This is a genomic window from Streptomyces africanus (assembly GCF_030816955.1).
Classification (GTDB): Bacteria; Actinomycetota; Actinomycetes; order Streptomycetales; family Streptomycetaceae; genus Streptomyces; species Streptomyces africanus.
In genome coordinates, this window is the sequence record NZ_JAUSYP010000001.1 from 7,859,797 (window position 1) to 7,872,412 (window position 12,616).

The 12,616-nt window shown below is 69.3% G+C and carries 8 protein-coding genes and 2 pseudogenes; 5 read left to right on the forward strand and 5 right to left on the reverse strand.

What is annotated here, in order from left to right; translation table 11 throughout:
* Positions 1–11: 11 nt before the first annotated feature.
* On the reverse strand, positions 12–143 hold the full coding sequence (locus tag QF034_RS36015) for a hypothetical protein (protein ID WP_307178848.1): 132 nt from the start codon (positions 141–143) through the stop codon (positions 12–14).
* 20 nt (positions 144–163) lie between these two features.
* On the opposite strand from QF034_RS36015, the gene QF034_RS36020 reads away from it, so the two are divergent.
* Positions 164–742, forward strand: a complete 579-nt coding sequence (locus QF034_RS36020) for a carbohydrate ABC transporter permease (RefSeq protein WP_307178849.1) — start codon at positions 164–166, stop codon at positions 740–742.
* Positions 739–1,626, forward strand: coding sequence for a carbohydrate ABC transporter permease (locus tag QF034_RS36025; RefSeq protein WP_307178850.1), 888 nt, complete (start codon positions 739–741; stop codon positions 1,624–1,626). Before QF034_RS36020 ends, QF034_RS36025 begins: the two co-directional genes overlap by 4 nt.
* 44 nt (positions 1,627–1,670) lie before the next feature.
* Here the strand turns inward: QF034_RS36025 and QF034_RS36030 are convergent, their stop codons facing one another.
* Positions 1,671–2,459, reverse strand: a complete 789-nt coding sequence (locus QF034_RS36030) for a DeoR/GlpR family DNA-binding transcription regulator (protein WP_307178851.1) — start codon at positions 2,457–2,459, stop codon at positions 1,671–1,673.
* A gap of 152 nt (positions 2,460–2,611) precedes the next feature.
* Between QF034_RS36030 and QF034_RS36035 the strand changes: the two are divergent.
* Positions 2,612–3,464 (forward strand): annotated as a pseudogene (locus tag QF034_RS36035) (class II fructose-bisphosphate aldolase).
* Positions 3,465–4,129: 665 nt separating this feature from the next.
* Here the strand turns inward: QF034_RS36035 and QF034_RS36040 are convergent.
* The 3 genes and pseudogenes from QF034_RS36040 to QF034_RS36050 all read right to left on the reverse strand — a co-directional run.
* Positions 4,130–4,483 (reverse strand): annotated as a pseudogene (locus tag QF034_RS36040) (flavin monoamine oxidase family protein); the annotation flags it as partial.
* 454 nt (positions 4,484–4,937) lie between these two features.
* A complete protein-coding gene (locus tag QF034_RS36045) occupies positions 4,938–7,559 on the reverse strand; it encodes an alpha-L-arabinofuranosidase family protein (RefSeq protein ID WP_307178852.1) in 2,622 nt (873 codons plus the stop codon).
* Positions 7,560–7,847: 288 nt separating this feature from the next.
* Positions 7,848–9,344, reverse strand: a complete 1,497-nt coding sequence (locus QF034_RS36050; RefSeq protein WP_370880909.1) for an arabinofuranosidase catalytic domain-containing protein — start codon at positions 9,342–9,344, stop codon at positions 7,848–7,850.
* Positions 9,345–9,889: 545 nt separating this feature from the next.
* Here QF034_RS36050 and QF034_RS36055 point away from each other — a divergent pair.
* Positions 9,890–10,921 (forward strand): substrate-binding domain-containing protein, encoded by a 1,032-nt coding sequence (locus tag QF034_RS36055; protein ID WP_307178853.1) that lies wholly within the window; start codon positions 9,890–9,892, stop codon positions 10,919–10,921.
* A 570-nt stretch (positions 10,922–11,491) separates the two neighbouring features.
* On the forward strand, positions 11,492–12,616 hold the full coding sequence (locus QF034_RS36060) for a substrate-binding domain-containing protein (RefSeq protein ID WP_307178854.1): 1,125 nt from the start codon (positions 11,492–11,494) through the stop codon (positions 12,614–12,616).

The window sequence follows — 12,616 nt, forward strand, 5'->3', positions numbered from 1 at the left end:
CCACTGCGACATCAGACCACCGTGAATCCGTCGAACGTGGCGATGCCCCGTCCGTCGGTCCAGCCGTTGGCCGCGGTCATGAAGACCTCGACGTCCTGTGCGGCGGACGAGCCCGCCCTCGCCGCGCCGCGGCCGCAGGACATGGCGCGCGCTGGAGCCCCTGTTGTGGCTCGGTCCCGCGACAGCCCTCATCCTGACCATGGTCGTCTGGCCCGTCGTCGAGATGATCCGTACGTCCCTGACGCGGGTGAGTTCCACGGGTCTGTCCCAGGGGTTCGCCGGAGTCCGCAACTACACCGACCTGTTCGCCGAGGGCGACCTGCCCGGAGTGCTGCTGCGCACCCTCGTGTGGGTCGTCGGGGTCGTCACCGTCACGATCGTGGTCTCCCTCGGCCTGACCCAACTGCTGAACTCCCGGTTCCCCGGGCGCCGGCTGGTGCGGTGGGCGCTGATCGTGCCCTGGGCCTCGTCCGTGCTGATGACGGCACTCATCTGGCGCTGGATGCTCAACAACTTCTACGGCGTGATCAACCGGCTGCTCTCGTTCCCCATCATCTGGGCCATGACGCGCGGCGGCCCCGGTTTCGCCACCGACACGACCACCGCCTACCTGTACAAACTCGCCTTCGACAACCAGTCGGTGGGGGAGTCGGCCGCCATGGCCGTCGTCAACTTCGGGTTGATCCTGGCTGTGGTGCTGGTCTATCTGCGCGTCGTCCGCCGACAGGAGGACACCCCGTGAGCAGGACCGCCGTCATGTCCCGCGAAGCCGCTCCGCCCAGGAGGCGGCGAGGACCGATGAAGCTGCGCACCGTCCTGCTCACCGCCGTCGGATGGCTGGTGGCGGTGGTGTTTCTCGCGCCCTACGCGGAGATGCTGCTGACGGCGCTCAAACCGACGCCCGAACTGATGAAGTCCCCGCCGTCCTATCTGCCCTCCGCATGGGAGTGGTCGAACTTCACGCACATCTGGTCGCTCACCGACCCGCGCGTCGCGGACGCGCTGATGTTCTCGCTGTACGTCGCCGGGGCCTCGACACTGCTGGCCCTGGCGGTCGGGATGCCCGCCGCGTACTACACCGCCCGGCACCGCTTCCGCGGGCGCGGCGCCTTCCTGCTGCTCGTACTCGTCACCCAGATGTTCGCTCCGACCGCGCTGCTGGTCGGCATCTACCGGGAGATGGTCAGCCTCGACCTGACCGACACCGCCGAGGGCCTCATCCTGGTGAGCGCGGCGTTCAACCTGCCGTTCTGCGTGTGGATCCTCAACGCGTACTTCGCGAGCATCCCCCGGGAACTGGAGGAGGCGGCCTGGCTCGACGGCACCGGGCGGCTCGGCTCCCTCACCCGTGTCGTCCTGCCCCTCGCGATGCCCGGTGTGGTGACCGCGCTCGTCTACACCTTCATCAGCGCGTGGAACGAGTACGTGGTGGCGCTCACCATCACCTCGTCCGGTGACCGGATGACCCTGACCAAGGCGATTCCCGGCTTCGTCACCTCGTACCACGAGCAATGGCAGTACCTGTTCGCCACGTCGCTCGTCGCGATCGTTCCCGTGGTGGTGCTGTTCGCCTTCGTGGAGCGCCACCTCGTCGCCGGCCTGACCGCGGGCGGCGTCCGGGGATGACACCGGGACGCGCATCGGAGCCGCCAGGGAAGCCGCGTGCGGTGTCAGGCGCGGATGACCTCCACACCGGCCGCCGTGAACGCCTCGGTCAGCTCGTCCGAGGCGGCCTTGTCGGTCACCAGGACGTCGATGTCCTCCACCGGGCAGATGCGGGCGAAGGCCCGCCGGTCCAGCTTGGAGGAGTCGGCGACCGCGACGACCTGCTGCGCGCGGCGGGCCAGCGCCCGGTTGATACTGGCCTCCCCCTCGTGGTGGGCGGTCGCCCCGTGGGCCACGTCGATGGCATCCACCCCGATGAAGACCTGGTCCAGCGCGATCTCCGCCAGCAGTTCGGTGGCCAGCGGCCCGATCAGCTCGTAGGACGCCGGCCTGGCCACCCCGCCGGTCACCACGAGCTTCACGTGACGCCGTACGACCAGTTCGTTGGCGATGTTCAGGGCGTTGGTCACCACGGTGACCGCCGTCTCCGCGCCGCCGGAACTCAGGTCGGACCGGGTGGCCAGCGCCCGCGCCACCTCGGTGGTCGTGGTGCCGCCGTTGAGCCCCACCACGGCGCCGGCCTTGACCAGCCCGGCCGCCGCGTCCGCGATCCGCTCCTTCTCCGGAGCCTTGCGCGCGGCCTTGTAACGCAGCGGCAGGTCGTAGGCGATGGCGTTGATCACGGCTCCGCCGTGCGTGCGGGTGACCATCTGCTGGCGGGCCAGCTCGTCGAGGTCGCGCCTGATCGTCGCGGCGGAGACCCCCAACTCCTCGGCAGCCGGCTCGACTTCGATCCGTCCGTCGCGCGTCAGCATCTCCAGCAGCGCGCTCCAGCGGGCCTGCGGTGCCGCCATCTCTCACAACTCCTTGTCGGTGATGTGCGCCACGATGTGCGCATCTCCATGAAACCACGGCGCTTGATTGGGTGTTTTATGGTGCTCAAACGAACAAAACCCTGCACGTGTCACAAGACCTTGCCTCTGTCGCCCGCGACAGGAGGCCGTCCGTGCCGCTGACTCCCACCGCCGACGTGGTGAGCTCCGCGTGCGGCGACGGACGGGCCGTCGGCGCGTTCAACGTGATCACCCTGGAGCACGCCGAGGCCGTGGTCACCGGGGCGGAAGCCGCGGGCTGCCCGGTCATCTGCCAGATCAGCGAGAACGCCGTGCGGTTCCACGGCAGCCGGCTCGCCCCGATAGCCCTCGCCACCGCCGCGCTCGCCGAGGCGGCCGCCGTTCCCGTGGCGCTGCACCTCGACCACGTCACCGACGAAGAGCTGCTGCGCCGCGCAGCGGACTGCGGCTTCGGATCCGTCATGTTCGACGCGTCCGCGCTGCCGCACACCGAGAACGTCGCCGCCACGCGCGCGGCGGCGCAGTGGGCGCATGCCCGGGGTCCGTGGGTGTAGGCGGAACTCGGCGAGATCGGCGGCAAGGACGGAGTGCACGCAGCCTCCGCGCGTACGGACCCCGGTCAGGCGCGCGACTTCGTGTCCGCCACCGGGGTCGACGCACTGGCCGTCGCGGTCGGCAGCTCCCACGCCATGACCACGCGCACCGCCCGGCTGGACCACGGTCTCATCGCCCGCCTCGCGGCGGCGGTCCCCGTACCGCTGGTTCTGCACGGCTCGACGGGCGTGCCCGACGGGGAGCTCCGGAAGGCGGTGGCGGCCGGCATGGTCAAGGTCAACATCGGTACGGCGCTGAACGCCGCCTTCACCGGCGCGGTCCGACACCCTCGCCGCGGCGCCCGCGGCCGTCGACCCCCGGCCCGCCCTCACCGCGGCGCGCCGGGCGATGGCCGATGCCGTGACGTCGGCGCTGCGGGTGCTGTCGGGCGGCGGGTACGGATCAGTGTGAGTCGTGCCGCAGCATGCACACCGCACGCAGCGGACATTCAGTACCTGGCTCTGGTGAGAGAACCTCTTGGCTTGCTCAAGGGGAGATTGAAGTCGTCACGGGAGGGGGCATGGTCCGGACAGCCGGTGCGCCTGGCCCGGTGGACGGGGGGAAGTGATCGTGATCGCTTTGGTCGTGGTGGTTGTCGCCGTGCTGGTGATGGCCGTGCTGTGTGCCTGGCTCGTGCGTCGGGCTTGGCGGCGTGCCTGGGACGATCTGGGCCGGCAGGCGCCCGGGTACGGCCTGTGGAGTGGGCAGGGGTACGGGCCGTGGCCGACGAGCAGCGGTACGGGTCCGGCATCAGCTGCAGGAGGCGTTGGCACGGCGTCCAGCAGTTCGTCCTGGTACGCCGCGGGTGACGCCTGTGACCCCTCGCCGTCCGGTTCTTGCGGCGGTTCCTCCTCCTGTTCCGGCGGCAGCTCGTCGTCCTGCAGTAGCTCCTCGTCCTGCGGCAGCTCGTCGTCCTGCGGCAGTTCGTCATCCTGTGGCAGTTCCTGTTGACCGACGTTGACACCGACGGCGGATACGCCGGAAGCGGACGGCGATGAGGTCGCGACGTAAGGCTGATGGCCCCGCCGTCGGGGCGGGGGCCTGCGTGTGCGCCGTGGCTCAGCGGACCGCGCGGCTCACGCGGTGTGGATCTCCAAGGCGGCACGCACGGCGGACTCCACGGCTCCCTCGATCCACGCCGGCTTGACGGACGTGTGGTCCCCGGCGAAGTGCAACGGCCCTTCGCGCACGGGGATGGCGGGCAGCAACTCCGTGTGCTGCCCGGGCAGGAGCACGGACGCCTCCCCGTAGGCGTAGGGGTCGCGCAGCCGGCTCTGCGTGCGGCCCGCGCCCGTGTAGAAGACCTCGATGCGCTGGCCGTAGACCTGCTGGAGACCGCACAGAGCGTGTGGGTACCGTGCCTCGTCGTCCAGGGAGTCCCAGCGCAGCGCGTCGTCCGCCCAGCTGTAGGAGGCCAGGACCACACCCCCCCCGCACTGCCCCCGGCGGCGCGGCCGGTGCGGTAGGCGTCGTACCACGACTCGTCGACGAGTCCCGGCTACGGCGTGCGGATCAACCCGCCCAAAGCGGAGCGGCGCCGCTGGTCGGTCCAGGACGCGGTGGTCGTCGTCGGCGAGAACTGACGGAAGGCTCCGGCAGGAGGGCGACGACGGTCGGATCATGCAGTGGTACGGCGCCGAGGGGTGGCGTATGCGAGCGGCCGACTACGAGTGCAACGGGTCAGTGTGAGGACTGAAACACGTGGCGACAGCTGACAGCATGAGGCAGGGTGGCGTCCCAGCTTGCTGATCTACCGAATGTCGATGTAGCGCAGAGCCACCGGGGACACGCTCCGTTCGCCGACCGGCGAAGGGAGCCCGGGAGCAGGGGAGCTGAAGCGCTGCCGTGCTCCCGGGCGAAGGCTTCGCGTTGCCGGAGCGGCGATCAGGTCAGGGTGAGCTCCAGGACGGTGACGGACAGCGGCGGCAGGGTGCTGGTGAAGGAGGCCGCGGCGCCGGTGACGGTGCTGGTCCTGGGCACCACAGTGCTGGGTTCGGTCAGCGTGTTGGTGGTGGTACGTGAGGGTCCGGTCAGGACGGTGGCGGTGGCGTTCCTCTCGACCCCCTTGGCCAGCCCCTTCAGTTCGACCGGCACCTTCACTTTCTCCGTCCCGTAGTTGACGACCGCGAGGTAGAGGCGGCTCCCCGAGCGGGTGGCGACGGTGGCGACGGCCGGCAGTGCACGGGGGGTGGCCGGCAGCACTGTGCTGCCCAGCCTGCTCGTCAGCATGTGCTGCGCCCAGTAGCTGGGTGAGACGTAGCTGGTGAGGTTGTCGTAGGCGATCAGGTTGGTCGCCCAGACGTTGTTCTTGACGTGCGAGAAGAGCGGCGCGTAGCACTCCATGAGGACCTGGTCGGAGTTGCGGATCAGCCCGGCCAGCCATGCGGCGTCGCCCAGCGCGGCGTTGAGGTCGGGTGTGGGGCGGCCCTCCTGCGCGGCCCATTCCCCGACGAACACCTTCGTCGAGTTGCGGTCTCGGCTGTCGTACTTGTGGGTGGCGGCCTGAGCGGCGGACGGCGCGAGGTAGTAGTGCTCGTCGATCAGGTCCGGTTCGCGACTCGTCACCGGCGTCGTGGCGATCAGCTTCAGTTGCGGGTACTTCGCCTTGATCGCGTCGTGGAAGGCCGCATACCGTTCCTCGTACGATCCGGAGCGGTCGAAGAAGTCCTCGTTGCCGATCTCCACGAACTCGAGCGGGAACGGCTCCGGGTGTCCGTCGGCGGCCCGCTTCGCGCCCCAGGTGCTGGTCACGGGGCCGGTGATGTACTCGATCTCGTCGAGTGCGTCCTGGACGTACGGCTTGAGCGCGTCGCCGGTCACGTGTTCGCCGTTCAGCGCGTAGCCGGCGAAGACGGCGAGGACCGGCTGGGCGTCCATGTCCTCGACCCATTCCAGGTATTCCAGCAGCCCGAGCCCGTCCGTGGACCAGTAGCCCCAGGCGTCGTCCATGTGGCCGGGACGCTCCCAGACCGGACCGATGGTGTTCTTCCAGTCGAACCGAGTGGCGATCGTGTTGCCCTCGACGAAGTTCCCGCCGGGGAAGCGCAGGAACTTCGGCTTCAGGGCGACCAGTTTCTCCATCAGGTCGATGCGCAGCCCGTTGGGACGGTTGTTGTAGGTGGGTGGGAAGAGGGAGACGTGCTGGAGCCAGAGGGTCTCGCCCGCGGCGGCGGGATCGGCGGTGGTAACGGTCAGCTTCGCGTCACCTACCACGGGGGTGCCTGGACCGGTGCGCAGGGTGAGCTCGACAGGGCGGTCGGCGAACGTGGTGCCGACGTGGGGCACGTGTGCGGACGCGTACACCGTCGCGCCGTCCGCCGACTCGATGGTCACCGTGAGGGGCCCGATCCGGCGCGATGCCTTGGCGAACAGCCGGGCTGTGTACGTGGTTCGGGGCCGTACCGGTATGCCCCAGAAGCCGTCATTGGCCACCCCGGACCGGTTTCCGGCCCCGGTGCTGCTCGGCAGCACGACCTTGAGGGAACGCTTGAGCGCGTCGTTGAGTGGAGCGGCGGTGTCGAGCGCGAGAGCCGTCCCACCGATGGCGGACCAGTGGACCGGCGCGGTGTCGCTGGCCATCATCGAGCGGTTCTGCACCAGTTCGGCGTAGATTCCTCCCTCGCCCGAGTGGTTGATGTCCTCGAACATCAGGCCGGGAAGGATGGGGGACACGGCGTGCGCGGGGTTGGCGACGTCCACGCTCAGCAGCGGTGTCGTGGTCTCCACCGGCACCCCGGCCAGCGCCGCGATCTGGTCGGAGGTGAGGACGGACGGGAACATCCACACGTCGTCGATCAGGCCGTGCCACTGGTCGACGTGCCCGCCGCCGTAGAGCGCGCGGCCGATGGCGGTGTCGCCGCTGCCGGCCCAGCCTGCCGTGTAGGCGGTTTCCCCTTCCAGCACGCCGTTGACGTAGAGGCGGGTGACGCCGGCTGAGGGGTCGCTGACGCCGACCAGATGGGTCCAGACGCCGGGAGCGGGGGCTGAGGCGGCGGCCGCCACGGCGGCGTTTCCGGTGTCGTCCCCGTTCAGCCGGGCGAAGGCGAAGGTGCCGGTGTCGTCGCGCAGCCCCAGGTAGAAGGAGCTGACGACCTTGCCGTCGATGCTGACAGCGGTCTGGTAGCCGCCCGTCTGAGCGAGGTTGACCCAGGCGGCCACCGAGAATGCCTTGGAGGTGTCGAGGGCCGGCCCGGACGCCGCGGCGTTGCCGCCGGCCGTGAGGCTCAGGCAGTGGGAGCCGGCCTTGCCGGTGTCCCAGGTGGCCGCCCCCTGAAGGACCGCGGTGCGAGCGTTGCCCGAAGAGTCGGCGGCGGAGGTGCCGGAGCCCTCGTCGAAGGTCCAGTGCGCGGCTGCGGCGGGGAGGTCCGCGGCAGGGGCGTCCGCGGCCGCGCCGGAGCGCTCGGCGGCACGGGCGGGAGTGGAGGCGGCGAATGTCCCGGCAAGGGACGTGGCGCCAAGGGCGGCTGTGAGGACGGTCCTGCGGGGCAGCCCGGCTTCTGAAGACATGTGCGACGTTCCTTAGCGAGAGACGAGTCGGTCAGGGCAACTGCGGGGTGGGGTGTGGCGGGGGAGGACCATGACGGAAGGGGAGTGATTGCCGTTCCGCGGTGCGTGCCGCCCGCATCCGGGCGGTGGTGATCGCACGCCTTGGCACCGATGGCCACCGGTCGCTGTCCGTGGTCGGGCCCACGACGGTCGCCACCCGTGCGGGCCTCCACCGCCGGCGAGCGGCGGGCGGTACTGCCCTCGGTGCCGCAGTGCTCGCCGCCGCCGGCGGTGACCCGGTCGGTTCGGTCAGGGCGCGATGTTCCACTGCTGGCAGGTGTTGTCGAGCTGCTGCCACTGGCGGACCACGGTCCCGTTGGCCGTTCCGCAGTTCGCGACGTCCAGCGCCATTCCGGTGTTGACGTTGGTGATGGTGTAGTGGCTGCCGACCCTGGTGACGTCCCACTGCTGGCAGGTGCTGCCGAGCGAGGCCCACAGCTGGACCGCGGTGCCGTTGCTCTGCCCGCAGTTCTTGTCGTCCAGGACGGTGCCGCTGTTGACGTTGGTGATGGTGTAGTGGCCGTTGCCCGCGCCGGCGAACTTCCACTGCTGGCAGGTGTTGCCGAGCGAGGACCACTGGTCGACCGAGGTTCCGTTGGCAGTACCGCAGTTCACCGCGTCGAGGACCTTGCCGCTGTTGACGTTGGTCAGGCGGTAGGCGGTGCCGGCGGCGGGGAAGGCGGCGGCCGGGGTGGTGTAGGCGACAGAGGTGATGTTGGCCTGTACGGCGTTGTCGGCGGCGTCGGTCGGGTAGCCGGAGGTCATGACGCCTTCGAAGAAGGAGCCGTCGGACCCGTTGCTGTCGTCACCGCCGGTGCCGAGGACGATGGCGCCCTCCATGTGCATCGGGGTGTATCCGCCGAGATTGGGAAGGGCACCGTTGTACCAGGTGGTCAAGGAGCCCGACTGTGCGTTGCCTCCCTTGACGGCGTAGGTCGTCGTGCCGTTGTTCTTCTCCATGGCGGTGACGTACTCGCTGGAGTTGCCCTTGTTGTTCGTGTTCGAGCCGTTGCCGCCGGCGAACAGACCGTTCTCCAGGTCTGCCTGGACCCACGGCCCTGATCCCGAACAGGGAGAGAACCAGCACTCGGTGCCGAAGTTGATCGCGTCCATGTGGCCGTTGCCGGTGTCGTTGCCGGACGTCTCGGCGTTGCCGTAGTCGAAGCAGCACCGGTTGTTCACGTGGTGACCGCTGGTCACCATGTACGCGCCCTCTGGAGAGCTGCCGGTGGCGATGCCCCTGGTGCTGTTGTCGCGGTAACCGACGCCGGCCGACACGAAGACGCCGTACGCCGCATGGCCGCCGACCGTGACCGGCAGGGCGTTGGCGATCGCACCGACGTCCTGTCCGCCGTTGCCGCCCGGTCCCTCGATGGTCAGGTCGTTGTGGTTCGGGCTCTGGTCGTAGATCTTGGTGATGACACAGGTCGTGCCGGCGCAGAAGGAGTCCTGCGCCGCGGCGTTGGCGTAGCCGCCGGCGGTGAGTACGCCGATGTCGGTGGTGGCGGAGTCCGAGGCGCGTTTGACCTGGTAGAGAGGACCGTCGTAGGCGGTGTAGAGCGCCCGTGTGGTGCTGTGTGCCGCGGCGCAGGGTGTCCCTGCGGAGGCGTAGATGTCGCACGGCAGGGACGAAGCGGCCTGAGCCGTCCCCGCGGTGCCGATGGCCCCGGCCAGGACGCCGGCGAGCAGTGCGAGGACCGCGCCCACCACCCTCAGCCGGAGTCCTCTCAGATGTCTGGCTATCACTGTGAACCTCTTCCGTCGTGGGGGATTGCCGCCGGGCCGCGGAGTCCGGCGCTGAACGCGACTCGCCGACAGCCCGACAGGGGAATGTGAGCGCTAACAAGCAGGACCCTCGGATGCCGCCACTCATCCGAGCTCTACGGGGACGGGTACGACCGGGCTGCGTGCTGTTCTTCGGAGCACTGCTGCCGAGCTGCGCCGTTCTCGCACGGCTCGGCGGTGATCGACCGGTCTCGCGACCCCATCTTTTTACGCTGGTGTGAACAGCAGGCAACACATGTTGAACAGTCAAGAGTATGGAAACAAAGGTCATGCATTCCTTTGGTTCCGGCGCTCGGCCATGGCGCAGCAGCGCGTTGCTGGTGACGGATGAGCAGGTCAGGCGGCTACAGGGTGGATGACAGCACTGTTAAGAATTTCGAAAGAGAGCGGCTGGAGCAATTGACCCCTTCAGAATGTGTGCGTTAACAATTCCCCACGGCGCGCCGGCTCCCACCCGGAGAACGCACCCGATCCAGAACGTGATGGCGCGTCAGGAGGTGGAGAGCATGGACGGGGATCGTGCACCGGTGATGGCGGACGTGGCCCGGATCGCGGGCGTCTCGCACCAGACCGTCTCAAGGGTCCTCAACGACCGTCCGAACGTGCGGCCCGCCACCCGGGACCGTGTCCTCGCGGCGGTCCGCGAACTCGGCTACCGCCCCAACGCCGCCGCCCGCACACTGGCGACCCGACGCACCCGCACCCTGGGTGTGATCAGCTTCAACACCACGCTGTACGGCCCGGCTTGCATGCTCTACGGCATCGAACAGGCGGCCCGGCAGCACGAGTACTTCGTCACCGTGGCCGCCGTCGGCACGCTCGACCGGCGTTCGCTGCTGGATGCCGTCGACAGGCTTCGGGACCAGGGTGTCGAGGGAGTCATCGTCATCGCCCCGCAGACCTCCGCGGTCGGCGCACTGGCGAACGCACCGCCGGACGTGCCCCTGGTCGCGGTCGGCTGCGGCACCCACACCGCGCTGGCCTCGGTCGCCGTGGACAACGAGGCCGGTGCCGAACTCGCCACCAACTACCTGCTCGACCTCGGCCATCGCACGGTGCACCACCTGGTCGGGCCGCGTTCGTGGCTCGACGCGCAGGAGCGCGAGACCGGATGGCGCAACGCCCTGGAAAAGCGGGGCGCCGCGGTGGCCGATCCGCTGGTCGGCGGTGACTGGACGGCCCGCACCGGATATGAGCACGGTCAACGGATCGTCGCCGACCCCGATGTCACCGCGGTGTTCTGCGCCAACGACCACATGGCGCTCGGCCTGCTGCGGGCGCTGCAACAGGCCGGGCACCGGGTGCCCGAGGACATCAGCGTCATCGGTTTCGACGACACGCCGGAGGCCGAGTACTTCGGCCCGTCACTGACCACCGTCCGCCAGGACTTCGACGAACTCGGCCGACGTGCCCTGCGCGCGCTGATCGAGATCGTCGGTGATCCCGACGCCGGGATACCGGCGGCCGACGAGACACCCCACATCGTCATCCCGCCCAGTTTGGTGGTGCGAACCTCGGCGACCCGCCCCAGCCCCTGACCGAGGCCTCGGTCACACCACCCGCCTGCCCAGAGAAAGGGAACTCCGCCGTGGGCCGCTTCCACTCGGTGAGCGCCGACGATCCGGCTGCGGCACCACGCCCCCGAAGGCCAGGGGCCCGTCACATCTGAGTGCCGGAGCCCGAACGGCCTTTCTCCTCAGATCACTTGGGACCTGCGACCGGCGACGTGATGCGCCGGCCGCATGAGATGCTCCGCGACGCCCGCCGGTCGCGACAGCTCCACCCCGGCCACGGTGCCCACCCGACGGCCTTCAAGCCCTGACTCGCCGTCAGGCACCCCTACCTCGTTGTCGCGCACACGGCCCCCACGGTCGGCTCCCACACGCCGACAACTGCCCGCTGCGCCCCCTACCGCCCCCGAGCGGAACCACCACCCAACTACCCCCGGCCCCCTCCCAGGCACCGGCATGCCCATCGGCCGGGGCCTGCGGACGGGATCGCGATCCCGTCATCCCTGGTTGCCCACATCCGTTCCCGGCCGTGGGCTCCCCCCGACACGCCTAGAAGGGCGCTGATCACCAATGATTCGCACCAGACGAGCCCGCACTGTGGCCGCCGCGACCGCCGTGCTCATCTCACTCACCGCTGCCGGCTGCTCCAAGAACGCGGGCGGCTCCGACTCCTCCAACTCGGCCGGCTCGAGCGCGGGCTCCAGCGCGGCCCCGGTCGCGCTGGCCGGTTCGGTCACCTTCAACCAGACGAACCTGGCCAAGCTCGACGCGGCGCTGAAGTCGGCGCTGGCCGGCAAGGACCTGTCCAAGGTCGACATCGCGATGGTCGTGAATGTGGCCGCCGACTACTGGAAGGCCGGTCAGGTCGGGTTCCTCAAGGGCTGCTCCGACCTCGGCATCCCGAAGAGCAAGTGCACGTACTTCGCCCCGGCCAACGGCAAGTTGACCGAGCAGAACTCGGAACTGGAGACCCTGCGCTCGCAGGGCGTCACCGGCTACTCGATCTCGGCGATCGACCCGACCTCGGCCGCGGGCACCATCCACACCGACGTCCAGAAGGGCATCGGCGTCCTGGCGATCGACTCGCCGCTGCCGGGCACCGACGCCGCCTCGCTCTACCTCGGTACCCCCAACTACACCGCCGGATTCCAGGCCGGCACTGCGATGAAGCAGGTGCTCGGCGGCAAGGGCAAGGTGGCGATCCTGGTCGGCTCGCTCACCGCGTCGAACGCCACCCAGCGGATCGCGGGCTTCGAGGCCGCGCTCAAGGGCACCAAGATCACGGTCGCTCAGAAGGTCAACGACAACCTCCAGGCCAGCACCGCGACCTCCGACGCCGAGACCATCCTGGCCAACAACCCCGACGTCAACGGGCTTTACGGCGTCTACTCCTACGACGGCCCCGCGCTGGCGCAGGCGGTGACCTCTGCGGGCAAGACGTCTTCGGTGCACATCGTGTCGGACGACTCCGACGCCCAGACCCTGAAGTTCATCAAGTCCGGCGTCATCTCCGGCACCGTGGTGCAGATGCCGTACCAGCAGGGCTACACCGGGGCGTACATCCTGGCCGCGGAGAAGGTGCTGGGCAAGACCAAGACGATGGCGATCGTCAAGCCCTACCTGGAGAAGGACGGCTCGACCCTGAGCTCCGGCGTGGGTCTGGTCACCAAGTCCGACCTGAGCGCGTACCAGTCCCTCCAGTCGAAGCTCGGGATCGGCTGA

Bases quoted from the DNA above. Each gene is read 5' to 3' on its own strand.
- QF034_RS36045 (WP_307178852.1), bottom strand. From the start codon at position 7,559: ATGTCTTCAGAAGCCGGGCTGCCCCGCAGGACCGTCCTCACAGCCGCC.
- QF034_RS36055 (WP_307178853.1), top strand. From the start codon at position 9,890: ATGGACGGGGATCGTGCACCGGTGATGGCGGACGTGGCCCGGATCGCG.
- QF034_RS36030 (WP_307178851.1), bottom strand. From the start codon at position 2,459: ATGGCGGCACCGCAGGCCCGCTGGAGCGCGCTGCTGGAGATGCTGACG.
- QF034_RS36015 (WP_307178848.1), bottom strand. From the start codon at position 143: ATGTCCTGCGGCCGCGGCGCGGCGAGGGCGGGCTCGTCCGCCGCACAG.